Source organism: Arenibacter algicola, assembly GCF_018860365.1.
GTDB classification, from domain to species: Bacteria; Bacteroidota; Bacteroidia; order Flavobacteriales; family Flavobacteriaceae; genus Arenibacter; species Arenibacter algicola_B.
Window position 1 is genome coordinate 42,073 of record NZ_JAHKPO010000002.1, and the last position, 17,881, is coordinate 59,953.

At 39.8% G+C, this 17,881-nt stretch carries 20 protein-coding genes; 8 read left to right on the forward strand and 12 right to left on the reverse strand.

Annotated features, from left to right (window positions below; translation table 11 throughout):
- Positions 1 to 66: 66 nt before the first annotated feature.
- The 7 genes from KO529_RS01935 to KO529_RS01965 form a co-directional block, all read right to left on the reverse strand.
- On the reverse strand, positions 67 to 375 hold the full coding sequence (locus tag KO529_RS01935) for a hypothetical protein (RefSeq protein ID WP_215946253.1): 309 nt from the start codon (positions 373 to 375) through the stop codon (positions 67 to 69).
- 22 nt (positions 376 to 397) lie between these two features.
- Positions 398 to 1,231, reverse strand: a complete 834-nt coding sequence (locus KO529_RS01940) for a fumarylacetoacetate hydrolase family protein (protein WP_215946254.1) — start codon at positions 1,229 to 1,231, stop codon at positions 398 to 400.
- 10 nt (positions 1,232 to 1,241) lie between these two features.
- Entirely contained in the window at positions 1,242 to 2,576 is a 1,335-nt protein-coding gene (locus KO529_RS01945; protein ID WP_215946255.1) for a GntP family permease, read from the reverse strand.
- Between the two features lie 96 nt (positions 2,577 to 2,672).
- Positions 2,673 to 4,667 (reverse strand): NAD-dependent DNA ligase LigA, encoded by a 1,995-nt coding sequence (gene ligA, locus KO529_RS01950; protein ID WP_215946256.1) that lies wholly within the window; start codon positions 4,665 to 4,667, stop codon positions 2,673 to 2,675.
- Positions 4,668 to 5,249 (reverse strand): TIGR00730 family Rossman fold protein, encoded by a 582-nt coding sequence (locus tag KO529_RS01955; RefSeq protein ID WP_215946257.1) that lies wholly within the window; start codon positions 5,247 to 5,249, stop codon positions 4,668 to 4,670.
- A 101-nt stretch (positions 5,250 to 5,350) separates the two neighbouring features.
- Positions 5,351 to 6,214, reverse strand: coding sequence for a peptide chain release factor N(5)-glutamine methyltransferase (gene prmC, locus KO529_RS01960; RefSeq protein WP_215946258.1), 864 nt, complete (start codon positions 6,212 to 6,214; stop codon positions 5,351 to 5,353).
- Between the two features lie 69 nt (positions 6,215 to 6,283).
- Positions 6,284 to 6,769 (reverse strand): GNAT family N-acetyltransferase, encoded by a 486-nt coding sequence (locus KO529_RS01965; RefSeq protein WP_215946259.1) that lies wholly within the window; start codon positions 6,767 to 6,769, stop codon positions 6,284 to 6,286.
- A 42-nt stretch (positions 6,770 to 6,811) separates the two neighbouring features.
- Between KO529_RS01965 and ribD the strand changes: the two genes are divergently transcribed.
- The 4 genes from ribD to KO529_RS01985 are packed head-to-tail and all read left to right on the forward strand — an operon-like array spanning position 6,812 to position 9,942.
- Positions 6,812 to 7,861, forward strand: a complete 1,050-nt coding sequence (ribD, locus tag KO529_RS01970) for a bifunctional diaminohydroxyphosphoribosylaminopyrimidine deaminase/5-amino-6-(5-phosphoribosylamino)uracil reductase RibD (protein WP_215946271.1) — start codon at positions 6,812 to 6,814, stop codon at positions 7,859 to 7,861.
- Entirely contained in the window at positions 7,854 to 8,456 is a 603-nt protein-coding gene (locus KO529_RS01975) for an HAD family hydrolase (RefSeq protein WP_215946260.1), read from the forward strand. Before ribD ends, KO529_RS01975 begins: the two co-directional genes overlap by 8 nt.
- Before the next feature lies 1 nt (position 8,457).
- Positions 8,458 to 9,321, forward strand: a complete 864-nt coding sequence (locus KO529_RS01980; RefSeq protein WP_215946261.1) for a DMT family transporter — start codon at positions 8,458 to 8,460, stop codon at positions 9,319 to 9,321.
- Positions 9,322 to 9,330: 9 nt separating this feature from the next.
- Entirely contained in the window at positions 9,331 to 9,942 is a 612-nt protein-coding gene (locus KO529_RS01985) for an IMPACT family protein (protein ID WP_215946262.1), read from the forward strand.
- Here the strand turns inward: KO529_RS01985 and KO529_RS01990 are convergent.
- On the reverse strand, positions 9,931 to 10,329 hold the full coding sequence (locus tag KO529_RS01990) for an acyl-CoA thioesterase (RefSeq protein WP_215946263.1): 399 nt from the start codon (positions 10,327 to 10,329) through the stop codon (positions 9,931 to 9,933). The genes KO529_RS01985 and KO529_RS01990 overlap by 12 nt on opposite strands.
- Positions 10,330 to 10,528: 199 nt before the next feature.
- Here KO529_RS01990 and dnaA point away from each other — a divergent pair, with 199 nt between their 5' ends.
- From dnaA to KO529_RS02005, 3 genes are read left to right on the forward strand one after another with little or no spacing between them, the layout of a single operon-like run.
- Complete coding sequence (gene dnaA, locus KO529_RS01995; RefSeq protein ID WP_111625544.1) at positions 10,529 to 11,953, forward strand: chromosomal replication initiator protein DnaA; 1,425 nt, start codon at positions 10,529 to 10,531, stop codon at positions 11,951 to 11,953.
- Positions 11,954 to 11,966: 13 nt separating this feature from the next.
- Positions 11,967 to 12,425, forward strand: coding sequence for a low molecular weight protein-tyrosine-phosphatase (locus KO529_RS02000; protein ID WP_215946264.1), 459 nt, complete (start codon positions 11,967 to 11,969; stop codon positions 12,423 to 12,425).
- A 10-nt stretch (positions 12,426 to 12,435) separates the two neighbouring features.
- Positions 12,436 to 13,158 (forward strand): SAM-dependent methyltransferase, encoded by a 723-nt coding sequence (locus KO529_RS02005; protein ID WP_215946265.1) that lies wholly within the window; start codon positions 12,436 to 12,438, stop codon positions 13,156 to 13,158.
- A 53-nt stretch (positions 13,159 to 13,211) separates the two neighbouring features.
- On the opposite strand, the gene KO529_RS02010 is transcribed toward KO529_RS02005, so the two are convergent.
- The 4 genes from KO529_RS02010 to dapF form a co-directional block, all read right to left on the reverse strand.
- Positions 13,212 to 13,841, reverse strand: coding sequence for a hypothetical protein (locus KO529_RS02010; RefSeq protein ID WP_215946266.1), 630 nt, complete (start codon positions 13,839 to 13,841; stop codon positions 13,212 to 13,214).
- Between the two features lie 158 nt (positions 13,842 to 13,999).
- On the reverse strand, positions 14,000 to 15,043 hold the full coding sequence (mltG, locus tag KO529_RS02015) for an endolytic transglycosylase MltG (RefSeq protein ID WP_215946267.1): 1,044 nt from the start codon (positions 15,041 to 15,043) through the stop codon (positions 14,000 to 14,002).
- Positions 15,043 to 15,567: a GNAT family N-acetyltransferase gene (locus KO529_RS02020; protein WP_215946268.1), complete on the reverse strand. Its 525-nt coding sequence runs from the start codon at positions 15,565 to 15,567 to the stop codon at positions 15,043 to 15,045. Before KO529_RS02020 ends, mltG begins: the two co-directional genes overlap by 1 nt.
- Positions 15,554 to 16,336, reverse strand: coding sequence for a diaminopimelate epimerase (gene dapF, locus KO529_RS02025; protein ID WP_215946269.1), 783 nt, complete (start codon positions 16,334 to 16,336; stop codon positions 15,554 to 15,556). Before dapF ends, KO529_RS02020 begins: the two co-directional genes overlap by 14 nt.
- A 126-nt stretch (positions 16,337 to 16,462) precedes the next feature.
- On the opposite strand from dapF, the gene KO529_RS02030 reads away from it, so the two are divergent.
- Positions 16,463 to 17,857, forward strand: coding sequence for a S1C family serine protease (locus tag KO529_RS02030; protein ID WP_215946270.1), 1,395 nt, complete (start codon positions 16,463 to 16,465; stop codon positions 17,855 to 17,857).
- Positions 17,858 to 17,881 lie beyond the last annotated feature (24 nt).

The window sequence follows — 17,881 nt, forward strand, 5'->3', positions numbered from 1 at the left end:
AAACTATATCACGGCCTATTAATTTTATTTAATAAGGACAAAACATTTAGCACGAAACAACCATTACTATCGCTGTTGCGTTAAAAAATATTCCACCAATTGTAGTTGTTCGTCATCCAGGTTTATATCAGGAAATTTCTTTCCGGCCATTCTATACCAATATCCGGCATTAAACTTATCTCCTTCCTTTCGGTGCAGATAGGCATGGATCCAGCTTCCATTGGTATTATGTAGGTCCTGTGCAATATCATGGGAAGACTCCCAATCACCCTTGGCATCGAACCACATGGCGCGTAAAGCTTCAGGCCATGTAGATGGTGCCGATTGTTGCGATAAGCTTGCATTAAACTCGTCAATACTTTTTGGAACGGACATCACACTTTATTTATATGGACAATTAAGCTACGGTATTGGATAGGGTACCGATCGAATCGACCGTAATGTTAACAACATCCCCATGATCCAAGGTAAAAGAATCGGGAGGCACTACTCCTGTACCCGTCATTAAAAGGCTTCCAAAAGGAAAGGACATTTCACGATACAAATAATGAACAAGATCGGTAAGTTTTCTTTTCATTTGACCCACCTCGGTCTCTCCCTCGAACACGGTATTACCTTTACGGACAATTTCAATTTTTATCTTGGTATCCATTGAAATAGGTTCTTTGCTCAGCCAAATACACGGACCTACAGCCGCTGCACCGTCATAACTCTTGGCCTGGGGAAGATATAAGGGATTTTCACCTTCAATATCCCTAGAGCTCATGTCATTACCAATGGTATAACCTATTATTTTTGCATTTGGGGTTATTACCAAAGTCAGTTCCGGTTCCGGAACGTTCCATTTGGAATCCTTTCTGATCCTAACATCCTGCTTATGCCCTACTGCCCGACTAGCCGTACTTTTAAAAAACAATTCCGGCCTATCCGCATTATAGACACGGTCATAAAAATCGCCACCACCTGCATCTTTGGATTCTTCAATGCGGGCTTCCCTACTCTTATAGTATGTTACTCCGGATGCCCAAATTTCTTGGCGTCCCACCGGTGGCATTAAACTGTCGTTCAATATGGTAGCGCTATTTTCAATAGGGTCAAGCTTGGAAATTAAATTTAGTGTATTGTCGTAAATGGCATCATCGGTAATAAATGAATCCCATTCCTTATCGATTAGATAAAATTTCTGGTCATTTTGGATCAAAACTCCTTGGTTGGTCTTATAAACTTTCATTCTATAAAGATTAGATTATTAAACTGATTATGGTTAAAACGATCATCGCAGAAAAGCCCAAAATGGCAGTCCCTAAACTATGTGTTCTATATCCTTGATTTACCTTCATATCACTCATTTGGGTTACTACCCAAAAGAAACTATCGTTGGCATGGGAGACCAGGGATGCACCAGCGCCAATGGCAATGACCGCCAATGCTTTTGAAACCTCGGTATCAAAACCCATTGCAGGCATCAAAGGTGCAATTATCGAAGCTGTTGTAATTATAGCTACCGTAGAGGAACCCTGGGCGGTCTTAATACCTGCAGCAATTAGGAATGGTAGACATATCCCCAAATTTCCATTGGAGACATTGTTCTCCAGCAAGGAACTAATGTCCGAAGTCTGCAGTACTTTTCCAAATGCCCCTCCGGCCCCTGTTATTAATATAATAATGGCTGCGGAAGTAAGTGCCTCCCCTATCCATCCCGAGGTGCTCAACATTTCCTTATCCAATTTCTTGGGCAGGGTAAAGGACAGTACCATTCCGATCAAAAGGGCCACCACTGGGTTACCCACAAATCCTATGGCATACTTAAAAGTTCCATCCCCAAACGGCATAGTGGGATATTCGGCAAATGACCTCAACACAATAAGAATAATGGGAACTACTATAGGTATAAAGGATTTAAAGACCGATGGTGCGTTTTTTAACTGGGAATTGATCTGCTCCTCCGTAAGCTTTGGCGCGGGATCAATAAAAATTTTAGAACCTATTTTTTTGGCAAATAAAATGCAGACCAATAAGGCCGGTATACTGGTCATTAGGCCGAAGAGGATAACCTGACCCAAATCGGCTCCTAAGATTCCTGCAGCAGCAATGGGTCCGGGAGTTGGGGGCACCATAGTGTGGGAAGCCATTAAACCAAGTGACAAGGCCACCGCTGTTCCCGCCAAGGACAATTTTGCCTTTTTGGTAAGCGCCCTATTTAATGGGGAGACGATAATAAAACCGCTATCGGCAAATACTGGTATGGATACAAAATAACCTATAAAACCCATGGCCATATGTACGCGCTTGGGGCCAATAATCTTTAAGACCAGGTTGGCCAAGGTGTAGGCTCCGCCCGATTTTTCCAGAAAAGTCCCTATAATTAAACCCGCGATAATGATAATCCCAATGCCACCAATGGTGCTTCCAAAACCATCATTAATGGTTTTTATGAGCTCATCCAATGGGAGTCCAGAAAAAATACCAAATAATAAACTAGCGGCAAGCAACGCCAGAAATGGGTGAAGTTTAAAACGGGTCGAAGCCACAATTATGAATGCAATACAAAGCAGAAGAAGTAGTATGGTATACATAATTACGATTTAGTACAAATATCTTTTACCCTCATATACCCTTATTTTTTTTTTACTTCTAGCACTATTCATTTTGTATTCCCCTGGATATATTAATTATAACATATTCAGAAAATCGGTCTCCGAAATAATGGGGACGCCCAAACTTTCGGCCTTGGTCCTTTTGCTGGGACCCATCTTGTCCCCTGCCACAAGATAAGAAGTTTTTGAAGAAATACTAGAGCCTACCTTGCCGCCGTTGTCCTCGATCAATTTTTTAAGTTCATCCCTACTCAAGTTTTCAAACACTCCAGATACCACGAAGGTCTGTCCCTTTAAGAAATCGGTCTGATTCTCCAGTTTATCGGCAGACACTTCAAATTGCACTCCGTACCCCCTTAATCTGGAAATAATTTCCATATTGATCCCGTTCTGAAAAAATGATACCACACTTTCTGCAATACGTTGGCCAATTTCATCGACCGTCATTAATTCCTCCACGGAAGCAATCATGAGGCCATCTATATTTTTATAGGCCCGTGCCAATTTCTTGGCCACGGTTTCCCCTACAAACCTTATGCCCAAGGCAAACAGCACCCTTTCGAATGGAATTTTGACCGATTCGGCAACGCCTTTTACCAGATTTTCGGCCGATTTTTCAGCCATGCGTTCCAGGGGTATCAATTGTTCTTTGGTAAGTAAATAGAGGTCTGCGTAATTCTCAATAAGACCCTCCTTAAAGAGAAGCTCAACGGTTTCCCCTCCAAGACCCTCGATATCCATCGCCTTGCGCGAAATATAATGTTGAATACGGCCCGTAATCTGGGGAGGACATCCATATTCGTTGGGGCAATAATGTTTGGCATCTCCCTCGGTACGTTCCAAGGGGGTATGGCACTCCGGACAATGATCTATGTATTTGGTTGGCTGGGAATGGATAGGTCTTTTAGTAAAATCCACCCCCACTATTTTCGGAATTATTTCTCCGCCTTTTTCCACAAAGACAGTGTCCCCTTCCCTAATATCGAGTTTTTCTATTTGATCTGCATTATGTAATGATGCCCTTTTTACTGTAGTACCCGCCAGAAGCACTGGCTCCAAATTGGCAACAGGGGTAATAGCCCCAGTACGCCCAACTTGGTAGGTAATTTCATTTAACACCGTGGAGACCTGCTCTGCCTTGAATTTATAGGCCATGGCCCAGCGCGGGGATTTGGAAGTATACCCCAGTTCCTCTTGGTGTTGAATACTATTCACTTTAATGACCACCCCGTCCGTCTCATAGGGCAATTCATGCCTGTGTTTGTCCCAATATTCTATAAACTCCAGAACCTCATCCGTGGTTTTACATAATTTAGCCGCTTTTGGGACTTTAAAACCCCAATATCTTGCTTTCTCCAACATTTGGAATTGGGACTCTATTCCCAAATTTACTCCAACTATACTGTACAATAAGCAGTCCAAGGGCCTTTCGGCAACCAGAGAGCTATCCTGCAATTTTAAACTTCCCGAAGCCGTATTTCTAGGGTTCATATAGGGATCTTCCCCATTCTCTATCCTCTCTTGGTTCATTTTTGCAAAACCCTCGAAAGGCAGTACTATCTCCCCACGAATATCGAATTTGGGAGGATAATCACCTTTTAATTGTAAGGGAACCGATCTAATGGTCTTTATATTGCTGGTAACATCATCCCCTTGAAATCCGTCGCCACGGGTCAACCCCCTTACCAACTGCCCATCTACATACGTTAAACTAATGGAAGCCCCATCATATTTGAGTTCACAAGTAAATTCAACTGGGGCATCACCCAATATTTTTTGAATTCTTTTTTCCCAATCTTCCAAATCTTCTTTGGAGTATGAATTGTCCAAGGAATACATGCGGTGCTCATGAACCACCGTTTCAAAATTTTTGGTAATTGTCCCACCCACCCTTAAGGTAGGAGAACTAGGGTCATAAAATTCGGGATGTTCTGCTTCAAGAGCTTGTAGCTCCTTTAGTTTCATATCAAACTCAAAGTCGGAAATAGTGGCATTGTCCAATACATAATAATTATAATTATGCTCCCGTAACTCTGTTCTAAGGTTTTCTATTTTTTGTTTGATTTCCATTTATAGCTGATCCTTTTTAATCCATTTTGGCAATGGCAAGGGTTGGTAATTTTTCATTTTATGTAAAAGTCCGTCAATAGAATTATCAACCAACAAAATATCATAATATTCCTGCTTCAAAAATCCTTTACTTACCATGGTACGCAACATAGCGAGCAATTCATCATAAAACCCATTAATATTTAAAAGGCCAATAGGTTTTTGATGCAGCCCAAGTTGAGCCCAGGTAATCATCTCAAATAGCTCCTCCATGGTACCATACCCCCCTGGAAGCGTAATAATTCCGTCGGAGAGGTCATGCATCCTTAATTTTCGTTGATGCATATTTTCAGTAATTATAAGTTTGGTAAGTCCTGTATGAAATACTTCCTTTAATTTTAAAAAATCGGGGATAACACCTATAACCTTGCCCTTATGGTCCAGGGCTCCCTGCGCCAACCTACCCATAATACCTATTTTTGCGGCACCATAGACCAATGTAATACCCTCCGTTGCAAAAATTGCTCCCAACTCATAAGCACATTCCACTATTTCCGGGTCATTGCCCTCACTACTTCCACAAAATACGACTATGCTCTCCATAAATTATTGAACTTTCCACTTAGGAAAATATTAGTGACTATATCTTTTTTAATTCCCCGGGCTTGCAGGGTGCCATGGCCATGGCTGCTATTTCCACCTATTCAATTAGGATTGAGCTGCCCTTTTAACATTCTGTCATTTCCAAACATATCTTTTCTGAGTTCAATTTCGGAAAAATTTTCCGCTTCCAGAAGTTGTTTCATTTCTTCGCCAAGATATTGATTTATCTCAAAAAATAGGACCCCACTTTTCTCTAGGTGACTCAAGGCAAAGCGTGTTATTTTTTTGTAGAAAACCAAAGGATCCTGATCGGAAACAAAAAGAGCCAAACCGGGTTCGTGCTCCACGACATTATTTTTCATTTCCAATTTCTCCAATTCCCTAACATAGGGAGGGTTGGATACTATCACATCAAATTTATCTTTAAATCCCTCAATAGATAAAATATCCGCTTCCAAAAAGACTATGTCCACATCATTTGCCATAGCGTTCTGTTCTGCCACCTGCAACGCCTTTTTTGATATATCCAGGGCATACACTTTGGCATTGGGCAAGTTTTTGGCCAGGGAGATGGCAATACAACCACTACCTGTACCTATATCCAGTATTTTTATCTCTTCCAGGGAATTCTGGGTACCAATCTCATTTATAATCCAATAAACCAATTCCTCCGTTTCGGGCCTGGGTATCAAAACGTCTTCATCCACACGAAACTCAAGTTCACAAAAATGGGCCTTCCCTAAAATGTATTGAATAGGACGTTCTTGTTTTAATTGGCTCAATGCATAAAACAATGGTTCCTCATTATCTTTGGACACCACAAGATTAGGTTGCACGGCCAAAACAAACCTTTCCAAACCCAAATAATGATCTATTACCAAATAAAAGAAACTATCCACCTCCTCTTTTGGAAAAAGAGGGTCTAGTTCTAAATGGTAAATGTTTTTAATTTCTTTTAATAACATTCTCAATTTTTGGCAAACATTGTAATCATCATGTACCCAAAAATGGATCCATAATGGTTAAAACTATGTCTATAAACTTTTAAGCATCCAAACAGGACAGGAATAATGACCGGTATTACCCATTGGCTCTTTTATATAATGAAACCCGGTCTTTAAATATAATTTTTGAGCGTCTTCCATATAGGGCATGGTTTCCAAATAACAGTGTTCATAGCCATATTCGGTAGCTCTATCCAGACATAGATTGATCATTTTAACCCCCAATCCCCTTCCCCTTGCCTCTTCCAGGAAATACATTTTCTGCAATTCGCATACGTTGCCATCGTAATTCTCCAACTGGGCAATTCCGGCACAACCAATAATCTTACCGTTTTCCTCTACCACAAAATAATCGGCCCTTGGCACGTCATAATTTTCAAACATTCGATCCAAGGCTTTATCGGCATAAGCGGTACCCACTTTAGGAACTCCCAGGTCTTCTAGAACTTTTCTGATTACCCTGGCAACCTCCTCATTGTCATTGGACTGAATTTCCCTTATCGTAGTGACTAACATATGATTACCAATAATCTACTTATATTGTTCTATTTTTACGAGGTGAAGATACACGAAAAATATATTTCAAGATGTATACAGCTGGCCAAAAATGGCCTGGGAACTACCTTTCCCAATCCTATGGTGGGCAGTGTTATTGTACATAAAGGCAAAATTATAGGAGAGGGCTACACCAGTCCCTATGGTGGTGCACATGCAGAGGTAAATGCTGTAAATTCAGTGAAGGACAAGAAGCTTCTAACAGAAGTTACATTATATGTTACCCTGGAACCATGTTCCCATTATGGAAAAACACCTCCATGTGCAGACCTTATTATTAAGCATCAGATTCCCAATGTTGTTATAGGCCTTTTGGATCCACATGAAAAAGTTGCCGGCAAGGGTGTGGAAAAACTAAAAGCTGCAGGCTGCAATGTTATCGTGGGTGTCCTGGAAAAAGAATGCAGGGAACACCATAAACGGTTTTTGACCTATCATATCAAAAAGAGACCATATATTATTTTGAAATGGGCAGAAACAGCCGATGGCTTCATAGCTCCCAGCCAAGATAAAAGACGTAACAATCCCGAACCATATTGGATCAGCAATCCATACTCCCAACAACTGGTCCACCAATGGCGTAGTCAGGAACAGGCTATTTTGGTCGGGACCAATACAGTATTGGCCGATAACCCCAAGTTAAACGTTCGGCATTGGAAAGGGCAGAATCCAATTAGAATTGTTTTGGACAGGGAGTTGAAAATCAGCAATAAACACAATGTTTTGGATGGAAGCATAAAAACCATCATCATCACCGCCCATCTGCCCAAAAATCCACAACACGGAATTACATATGAGGTTATTGATTTTGAAAATAATTTGGCTATCCAAATTTGTACCATCCTACATAAACATGAAATTCTAAGCGTTATCATTGAAGGAGGAGCCAAAACACTACAAAGCTTTATAGACTCTCAATTATGGGACGAGGCCAGGATCTTTAAGGGCAAGGATCAATTTGAGGAAGGTCTGAAATCTCCTAGAATCCATGGCTTCCTAGAAAAGGAAACGCAAATAGAATCGGACATACTAACACTCTTAAAACATGATTAAAAACATCATATTCGATTTTGGGGACATCTTCATCAACCTGGACAAACAGGTAGTTTTTAGAGCATTGCAAGATAATGGCATCCAAGAATTTTTACCGAAATACCATACTATTAACGAGGACTTCGAAGTTGGTAAAATTAGTCCACAGGAATTTGTAGAGAGACTACAACCTGATTTTCCACACCTTAGTCCACAGGCCATTACTGATATTTGGAATTCCATGTTGTTGGATTTCCCAGAATATCGCCTGAACTTTCTGGAAAACTTGGCAAAAGAAAACAGGTATAGATTATTCCTTTTAAGCAATACCAATGCCTTGCACATTCCACATGTAACCAAGATTATGGGCAATGAAAGTTTTGATCGATTTAAAAATTTGTTTGAACAGTTTTATTTATCACACGAAATCCAATTGAGAAAACCAAACCACGAAGTATTTCAATTTGTTCTGGAACAAAATAATTTAAACCCGCAGCATACACTGTTTATTGACGACACCAAAGAAAATACGGATGCGGCCAATGAATTGGGTATAAAAACCTGGAACCTTTTGGTGGGCAAGGAAGATGTGGTTCATTTAAAGGATAGACTTTAGTATGTTGGACCTTGGATTAAGTATTCTGTTTTCCAGCTTAATTTTTGTGGTGTTTAAATTGTTCGACACCTATAAGATTCAGACTCTTTACGCCATCATAATCAACTATGTGGTAGCCTCTGCAGTAGGAATGTTTTTTTATGAAAAAAAAATTGAACTGTTCGAAATTCCGGCGAAACCATGGTTTCTGGGAACTTTGGTATTGGGCGTATTGTTCATAGTCGTATTTAACCTTATGGCCGCCACCTCTCAAAAAAGTGGAGTCTCAGTGGCATCGGTTGCTACAAAAATGTCCTTGGTAATACCAGTAATATTTGGTTTGCTGGTATATAATGAAAAACTGGGAGCTTTAAAATCCATAGGTATTCTATTGGCCTTGGCCGCCGTATACTTTGCATCTGTAAAAGAAAAGGATATCCCGCTTAAAAAAAATATCATTATACTGCCCGCTCTGGTTTTTATTGGTTCCGGGATAATAGACACCAGTATTAAGTATTTGGAGGAGACCTTGGTCCCAAACGAGGAGTTCCCGCTATTTTCAGCGGTGGTTTTTGGTTCTGCCGCATGTACAGGCATTGTCTTTATTGTTATCAAGTCCTTCAAGAAACGGTTAGCACCCAATATAACGACTGCAATCGGAGGAATTACCCTGGGCATTCTAAATTATTTTTCGATATTTTACCTATTGCGCGCACTACAGCACGAGAACCTAAATAGTGCCTCTGTCTTTACCATTAACAATGTAGCCATAGTTATGTTTTCTACACTTTTAGGGGTTGTTTTGTTCAAGGAGCGTATTAGCATCAAAAATTGGATGGGAATAACACTGGCCATTATCAGCATTTTCCTAGTGGCTTTTTTTTAATATATCTATATGGAGTTGGACGTTTACAAAACCTTAAAAGCACCTTCGGAGGAAATTTTGTTCAAAGAACGCAAAAGCAAGTTTTTTGGTTACGCCTACCCAATACAGCATGAGGACGAGGTAAAACCCATTATTGAGGAGTTAAAAAAACAACACCATACCGCCAACCATGTCTGCTATGCCTGGCAATTGGGGTTTGAGGATATTAATTACCGGGCCAACGACGATGGTGAACCCAATAATTCCGCAGGAATGCCTATATACGGACAAATACAGTCTTTTGGAGTAACCAACGTCCTAGTAGCCGTAGCCCGTATCTTTGGCGGCACCAAACTAGGGGTCGGCGGCTTAATATCTGCTTATAGAACAGCTGCGCAAATGGCACTGGATTCAGCGGAAATTATAGAAAAGACTTTACAGCAACGATATATACTTAGTTTTGAATATTCGGAAATGGACAAGGTTATGCGAACCTTAAAGCAGCATCAAATGGAAATTGTTACCCAGAAAATGGAAATGGATTGCACAATTGAGATATCCGTTAGGAAAAACGATGCCCTACTTACCGAAAATATTTTCACGGCAATGTATCCCGTGAAAATTAAAAAACTAGATGTCTAGCTTATCCAGAATATAATCTGGACATTTTATAGGCTTATTGGTTTTCATATCCATAAATGCCAGAACCGTGTTGGCCTCTATTAACAATTCTTTGGCCTCATTTCGTATCTCATAGTCAAATTCTATTCTCACCATAGGCCGCTTGCGGATAAAAGTTGTAACCGTTAAAAGATCGTCGTACACTGCCGATTTCTTAAATAAAATATTTAAAGAAATTACAGGCAACATTATTCCGTTTTCCTCCATCTTTTTGTAGGAAATGCCCATAGACCTTAACCACTCAACCCGTCCCATCTCCAGATATTGCGCGTAATTCCCATGATAAACCACGCCCATTTGATCTGTTTCGCCATACCTGACCCTAAAAGAAAATTCATTAAAATCCATGTTATTCCGTGTAAAACCTTTATATTTAAAAGTGTGAAAATATTGTGGTACAACATGAGAAAAAAAAAGAGAAAATTCAACCACTTTGGATTTTTTTTTTAGAATATTTGTTCACATATTTGCCCACTTGATAGTCCCAATTAACCTGGCCGAATATCATCCGTAATTTACACTAACCAAAAAAAAAGAAACTTTAAAAATGAGTGTTACTGCAACGTCCGTATGGAACCATTGTTTGGGCTTTATAAAAGACAATATCCAACCGCAGGCATTCAAAACTTGGTTCGAACCAATAAAACCTGTTAAGCTTTCCGATAATGCCCTGAGCATTCAAGTTCCCAGTAAATTCTTTTATGAATGGCTGGAAGAACACTATGTTAAATTATTAAAAGTTGCCCTTACCAAAGAATTGGGTGAGACTGCTAAATTGGTGTACATCATTAAAATGGAAAACACCTATGGCAATCGTGAACCTTTTACAGAAAAAATACCAAGTTCCAATAGATCCCATGTAGAGCCCCAAGAATTGGACGTGGCCATAAAATCCAAAAATCCGGAATTAAAAAATCCCTTTGTAATCCCAGGGATAAGAAACATAAAGATTGAATCCCAATTAAACCCAAGTTATAATTTCGATAATTTCTTGGAAGGCGATTCCAACAGACTGGCAAGATCGGCTGGTATGGCCGTTGCCAACAAACCTGGGGGAACCTCCTTTAATCCATTATTGGTGTTTGGTGGTGTAGGTTTAGGAAAAACACATTTGGCCCATGCCATAGGCGTGGAGATCAAGGATAAATATCCAGAAAGGACAGTATTATATATCTCTGCTGAAAAATTTACCCAACAATATATTGAATCGGTCAAGAAAAACACAAGAAACGATTTTATACATTTCTATCAGTTGATCGATGTGCTCATTATTGATGACGTACAATTTTTATCGGGAAAATCCGGAACACAGGATGTTTTCTTCCATATTTTCAATCATTTGCACCAAAATGGCAAACAGGTAATCCTAACCTCGGACAAAGCCCCTGTGGATATGCAGGACATAGAACAGCGTTTGCTTTCCCGTTTTAAATGGGGTTTATCTGCTGAGCTCCAAACACCCGATTACGAAACTAGGATATCGATTTTAAAAAACAAATTGTATCGGGACGGTGTGGAAATGCCCGACGACATCATAGACTATGTTGCCAAGCATATAAAAACCAATATCAGGGAATTGGAAGGAGCAATAATTTCCTTGATTGCCCAATCTTCCTTCAACAAAAAGGAAGTCACTCTGGAATTGGCCCAATTGGTAGTGGAGAAATTCGTTAAAAACACCAAAAGGGAAGTGTCCATTGATTATATTCAAAAGGTAGTTTCCGACTATTTTGAAATGGATGTAGCCACACTACAGTCAAAAACAAGAAAAAGACATATTGTACAGGCCAGACAATTGGCTATGTTCTTTGCTAAAAAATTCACCAAAGCCTCATTGGCAAGTATTGGATCCCAAATCGGAAAAAGAGACCACGCTACAGTGCTACACGCATGTAAGACCGTGGATAACCTTGCAGAGACCGACAAGCAGTTCCGAAAATACATAGATGACCTAACAAAGAAGTTTTCTTAATACCTCCACTGCCATGAGAACCAAAGTCCTTATGGTCTGTTTGGGAAATATATGTAGGTCACCATTGGCCGAGGGTATTCTGAAAAGCAAATTGGACAAGGAAACCATCCAGGTGGATTCTGCGGGTACCGCCAGTTATCATGTTGGAAAAAAACCGGATAGCAGATCTATATCAATTGCCAAAAAATATGGTATCGACATTAGCCAACAGCGATGCAGGCAATTCACAGCCAAAGATTTTGACGAATTCGATCTGATATACGTTATGGACAGAAGTAATTACGAAAACATAATTGCCCTGGCCGAAAATGAAACCGAGATTGCCAAGGTCAATTTATTACTTCATAAATCAAATGTGGCCAACAAAGAAGTTCCAGACCCCTATTACGGAGGTGAAGATGGATTTGAAAAAATATTTCATTTAATTGATTCGGCATGCAGCCTTATTGCACAGGACATAATTCATAAATAATCTAATACCTATGGACCAAACAATGGGCACTATTGGAAAGTTGTATTTAATCCCAACAACCTTGGGAGATAACGAACCCTTGGAGGTTCTGCCAATATCCATCAAAAGGACCATTGAACAAATTGATCATTACATTGTTGAAAACGAAAAAACGGCTAGGCACTTTATAAAAAAGATAAGTTCCAAAAAGTCGCAGCCAAGTTTACACATCAACGTACTTAACAAATTTACGGAACCAGAAATTCTTCCCACTTTTTTAGATCCTTGTTTTGAAGGCCATAATGTAGGTATTATATCGGAAGCTGGTTGCCCGGGAATTGCGGATCCCGGTGCAGATATCGTAAGTATTGCCCATCAAAAAGGAGTACAGGTTGTGCCACTGGTTGGCCCCTCCTCTATTGTATTGGCCTTAATGGCAAGTGGGCTAAACGGTCAAAGTTTTGCTTTCAACGGCTATTTGCCCATCGAATCCGGGGAAAGAAAAAAGAGCATCAAGAAATTTGAAAAACTATCCAGAGATTTTGATCAATCACAGATTTTTATTGAAACGCCTTACAGAAACGATAAACTATTGGCCGAATTAATAAAAACACTTTCTCCCCAAACTTTGGTTTGCATTGCTTGCGACATAACATTGCCCACAGAGTTTATCGCAACCAAAAAAGTGATGGATTGGCAAAGAATTTCTGTTGACCTTCATAAGAGACCAACTATTTTTATAATTCACGCATAAAAAAAACCCTAACAATATGTTAGGGCCTTTCCATTTTCATAATTACAAATTCTTTATATTCTAGGATTTTTCTTGGGGGTTACATGGGATATGTCGTAACCAGAGAATTTCTTGATGTAATATGAAACCGATGACCCAAAGTCATCATCCACATTTAATTCCCCATAAGACCGTAAGTACTTCTTTACATTCCCCGCTCCTGCCAAATGTGCAGCCGCCAGTATACCCGATTCCGTAATCTCCTGACCATTAATTACCACGCCTACAAAACGTTTAATATCCCTTCTCAGAATCCATTTATTTCTGGAAAGATTGGTATGAAATACCCTTTCCTGCAAAATTGGATCGTTAAGAAATAAGGTAGCGTTGTAAACACCTAGCAACTCCAGGGTACCAATACCAAATTGATACTTTCCTAGATACCCTAGGGCATTGGTGGTAAAATAATTTCCTTGAGATTCCTTAAAGGCTAAAGCCTCTTTAAACCCGTTGTAGGATGTACCTAAAAAGGGCGGCGCAGCCATAGTGGGTTTTAATACAGTTCTGTGTTTGGGAAACAAAACTTCTGTAGGTCCATTTACTCTAAAAGCCTCGGGAATCACCATTTTAGATGGCTTAAACCCATAACTTACAAGAATAAAAATCATGATAACGGGGAACAAATAACTTGTCCACTTTCTCATACATTTGTTTTCTTAAGACTTACAACCAAAAAAAGGGTTTGCTTAAATTTCACTTCGCAAAGATATGCCCGTTTTTTAAAAACAGACCTATTTTAACGCAACTTTGTACAAAATGTTATGATTATTGGATAAATGACACCGAAATAAGGGTCATTGGTTTACCGGTTTATCTTTTGACTGTTTATCCACCGGACGTACTGCTCCTTATTGCGGTTATGCTGCGCCAATGTCTTTGCAAACTTGTGATAACCAAAATCTTCTACATTCGCCACAAAGTAATAATAGTCATGCTTTTCAGGGTTTAAAACAGCATCTATGGCCGAAATATCGGGCATAGCAATTGGTCCTGGAGGCAAACCTGCATATTTATAAGTGTTATAGGGCGAATCCAATTCCAAATCCTTGTACAACACCCTTTTTATAATGGTATCAAAATTACCTGTATGTAATTTAATCGCATAAATCACAGTGGGATCTGCCTGTAGCAACATCCCCTTGGCCAATCGGTTTAGATATACACCCGCCACTCTAGGCCGCTCGTCCACTTTCGCCGTCTCTTTATGTACAATGGATGCCAATGTAATCACCTGCGAGGAGTTTAGACCCAGGGATTTGGACTTGGCCATGCGTTCTTCGTTCCAAAACCTCTTGTACTCCTTCAACATTCTTTCCCTAAAGCCCTCCGCTGAAGTGTTCCAGAAAAACTCGTAACTGTTGGGAATATACATGGAAAGCGCAGTTTTATCGTTAAACCCATTGGCTTTTAAAAATTCCAGCTCTCCAAAGGCACTCAATAAAGCCGTACTATCCGCCTCGATCTGTAGGGATATTCTACCTGCCAGATCCGCTAAGTTCTCCTGATTGTTAAAAGCAACTTTTACTGGAATATTGCCACTTCTCAGGGAATTGACAATATCATTATTGCTCATCCCCTTCTTAATGGCATATTTTCCTGCTTTTATATTGGCGCTATAGCCCTTTTTATCCGCTGCAGATTCAAACGTATTCAAATCCTTCAAAAGCGGTTCTATAATCACTTTAACTTCTTCGAAGTCCGAATTTGAAGGTATATACACATAGGCTACTTCATTATTGAATTCTGTATTTGGCACAAAGAAGGCCCTGTATACCATAAAGGCGAAGGCACCACCCACCAACATTCCAACAATAACGATAACCAATAAAATTTTCTTTATGTACATTAGCTATTTATCTTTTGAAACAAGATTTCATTTTTGAAAACTCCATTGGAGTAAATCCAGTCCTTTTTTATTCCAACTTTTTCAAACCCCAGTTTTGAAAACAAATGTATACTAGGAGCGTTTTCCTCCAATACATTTACATAAACCTGTCTCATTCCCAATACTAAAAAAGCATAATTGGTAAGTAACTCTACGGCTTCAGCGCCAACCCCTTTATTTCTATCCACCTTCCGGCTCACAATTATCCCCATGCCCACTCTCAAGTTCTTGGGGTCAAAATCAAACAAATCTATTAATCCCAATACGATACCTTTCAAATTGCAAATACACAATCGCAATTGTTTTACTTCATAAATATCCTTATAAGCATTTTCCAGATAAAGTTCCAATACATGTTTGGAATAGGGTGCAGTAGTACCACTTATTTCCCATATTTCAGGATTGTTCTCCAAATCATACAGAAAATCCAAATCTTTGGGCTCCAAGGCCCTAAGGTAAACCTGTTCTCCTCTAAGACTCAACATTTATCTCACCTTTAAAAACAAGTTGTGCCGGACCTGTCAACCATATCTGATCGTATCCATCTGTATTGCCCTTAAACTTCACCTGCAAATTACCTCCAGGGGTAACGATGTTTACGGAATCGCTTTTGGTCTTGCCAGAATGGTACATGGCCAAGGCAACCGCAGTTACCCCTGTTCCACAGGAAAAGGTTTCATCCTCCACTCCCCGCTCGTAAGTTCTTACATTAAAGGTATCTTCCCCTGCCTGATCTACAAAGTTAATATTGCTTCCCTGTTCCCCGTACAACCCATAACGAAGCTTAGCTCCTTCCTTGCGGACATCAAAATCCTTAAGTCCGTCTACCAACTGAACATGGTGTGGGGAACCCGTATTGAGAAACAAAGAATTGGACTTTTCCCTTATTTCTTTGACGTCCTGCATCTCCAAACTAACGATTCCATTTTCAATCGTCGCATTATGAAGTCCGTCTACCGCCATAAATGATGTATTCTGGCCCACAACTCCTAAAAAATGGGCAAAGGCCACAATACACCTGCCTCCATTACCGCACATGGTACCCTGTCTACCGTCAGAATTATAATAGACCATCTTAAAATCCGTGTCCTTATCATTTTCCAGTAAGATGAGTCCATCGGCACCGATGCCAAATCTTCTGTCGCATAAAAAAGAGACCAACCCAACGTTGTCCTTTGGAAAAAATTCCTTGCGATTATCGATCATTACAAAGTCATTTCCCGTTCCCTGGTACTTATAAAAATTTAGTAGCATATTGTAATTTATAAAGCAAATATATAATTTTATTAAGGTTTTATTATCAGTTAAAAACTCGTTAAAGCCAAATAATTGCTATAGAATTGTGTTAATTTTACTTGAGCAAATTAAAAAAATGTTTTTATGAAGAAATTTGGAAGTTTATTATTGGTCTCTGTTTTTGCAGGTGCTATTACATTGGGTGCTTACAAACTTTTTTTTGAGAAACCAAATTACGCAGTTATACAGGAGGACAGTGGGGCAAAGATGATTTCATCCAGTTACACCCCAACTTCTGCCAAGGGCGCGGGTATTAACGAAGTAGATTTTACTATGGCCGCCCAGAACACCGTTAATGCAGTGGTACACGTTAAAAATGTTACCGTGAGCAAGGGTCCTTCCAGCATCATGGAGTACTTCTACGGTTATAGTGGAAGTCAAACCCCTCAGGTGGGTACTGGTTCTGGTGTAATAATCTCACAGGACGGTTATATTGTTACCAATAACCACGTAATTGCCAATGCGGATCAACTGCAGGTTACTCTTAATAATAATAAAACCTACGATGCCGAACTTATCGGTACCGACCCTAATTCTGATATTGCCCTGATAAAAATAGATGTTAACAGGCAATTGCCCTATCTAGCTTTTGGGGATTCGGATAATACAAAGGTGGGAGAATGGGTCTTGGCCGTAGGGAATCCATTTAATCTAACGTCCACGGTTACCGCCGGGATCGTTAGTGCCAAAGCCAGGGCATTGGCCAGTTTGGATCAGTCATTTATTCAGACCGATGCAGCCGTAAACCCTGGTAACAGTGGCGGGGCCTTGGTTAACACCAATGGCGACCTTATAGGCATCAACACTGCCATTACCTCACAAACAGGTTCGTATGTAGGGTATTCCTTTGCAGTGCCCAGCAATATTGCAAAAAAAGTAGTGGAGGACATTATGGAATACGGCAACGTACAGAAAGGCATCTTAGGTATCAATACCGTACCCATGAACAGTCCATATGCCGTTGAAAACGGAATAAATGAAATTGACGGGGTCTATATAGCTGGCGTAGAGGAGGATTCAGGTGCCTTTGATGCAGATTTGAAAGAAGGGGACATTATTAAAAACATAGACAATGTTGAAATTCACAAATTTGCAGATCTTATAGGCTATATATCTTCCAAGAGGCCTGGAGACGAGCTTTTGGTTACCATTTTACGTGGTGATGAGCGAATGGAATTTCCAGTGATGCTTAAGGAAAGGCAAACGATCATTATCCCTGTTCTTGGCTTTGAAGTTAAAAACTTGACCGAGGATGAGAAAAAAACTTTTAAGACCAAGAAAGGCGTTAAAATTATTGGAGTCCCTGAAACATACAGAAATTATGGTTTTGAAGGAAAAGTTTTGCTTTCTTTTGGGGATGAGGAAATAAACAATATACAGGATGCCAAAAACAAGTTTGGTAAAATCTCCAGGTATGACAGAGCAAGTATTACCATGTTGAATAAAAAAGGAGAGAAAGAACGACTGATAATTCAATAAAAGTCTGAGTCGTCCTAAAATAGG

Coding starts and splice junctions, on each gene's coding strand:
- KO529_RS01985 (WP_215946262.1), top strand. CDS start 9,331: ATGGAGTTGGACGTTTACAAAACCTTAAAAGCACCTTCGGAGGAAATT.
- KO529_RS01940 (WP_215946254.1), bottom strand. CDS start 1,231: ATGAAAGTTTATAAGACCAACCAAGGAGTTTTGATCCAAAATGACCAG.
- KO529_RS01965 (WP_215946259.1), bottom strand. CDS start 6,769: ATGTTAGTCACTACGATAAGGGAAATTCAGTCCAATGACAATGAGGAG.
- dapF (WP_215946269.1), bottom strand. CDS start 16,336: ATGCTACTAAATTTTTATAAGTACCAGGGAACGGGAAATGACTTTGTA.
- prmC (WP_215946258.1), bottom strand. CDS start 6,214: ATGTTATTAAAAGAAATTAAAAACATTTACCATTTAGAACTAGACCCT.
- KO529_RS01990 (WP_215946263.1), bottom strand. CDS start 10,329: ATGGATTTTAATGAATTTTCTTTTAGGGTCAGGTATGGCGAAACAGAT.
- KO529_RS01935 (WP_215946253.1), bottom strand. CDS start 375: ATGTCCGTTCCAAAAAGTATTGACGAGTTTAATGCAAGCTTATCGCAA.
- KO529_RS02010 (WP_215946266.1), bottom strand. CDS start 13,841: ATGAGAAAGTGGACAAGTTATTTGTTCCCCGTTATCATGATTTTTATT.
- KO529_RS02020 (WP_215946268.1), bottom strand. CDS start 15,567: ATGTTGAGTCTTAGAGGAGAACAGGTTTACCTTAGGGCCTTGGAGCCC.
- KO529_RS01945 (WP_215946255.1), bottom strand. CDS start 2,576: ATGTATACCATACTACTTCTTCTGCTTTGTATTGCATTCATAATTGTG.
- KO529_RS02005 (WP_215946265.1), top strand. CDS start 12,436: ATGGACCAAACAATGGGCACTATTGGAAAGTTGTATTTAATCCCAACA.
- KO529_RS02030 (WP_215946270.1), top strand. CDS start 16,463: ATGAAGAAATTTGGAAGTTTATTATTGGTCTCTGTTTTTGCAGGTGCT.
- ligA (WP_215946256.1), bottom strand. CDS start 4,667: ATGGAAATCAAACAAAAAATAGAAAACCTTAGAACAGAGTTACGGGAG.
- dnaA (WP_111625544.1), top strand. CDS start 10,529: ATGAGTGTTACTGCAACGTCCGTATGGAACCATTGTTTGGGCTTTATA.
- KO529_RS01955 (WP_215946257.1), bottom strand. CDS start 5,249: ATGGAGAGCATAGTCGTATTTTGTGGAAGTAGTGAGGGCAATGACCCG.
- KO529_RS02000 (WP_215946264.1), top strand. CDS start 11,967: ATGAGAACCAAAGTCCTTATGGTCTGTTTGGGAAATATATGTAGGTCA.
- mltG (WP_215946267.1), bottom strand. CDS start 15,043: ATGTACATAAAGAAAATTTTATTGGTTATCGTTATTGTTGGAATGTTG.
- KO529_RS01975 (WP_215946260.1), top strand. CDS start 7,854: ATGATTAAAAACATCATATTCGATTTTGGGGACATCTTCATCAACCTG.
- KO529_RS01980 (WP_215946261.1), top strand. CDS start 8,458: ATGTTGGACCTTGGATTAAGTATTCTGTTTTCCAGCTTAATTTTTGTG.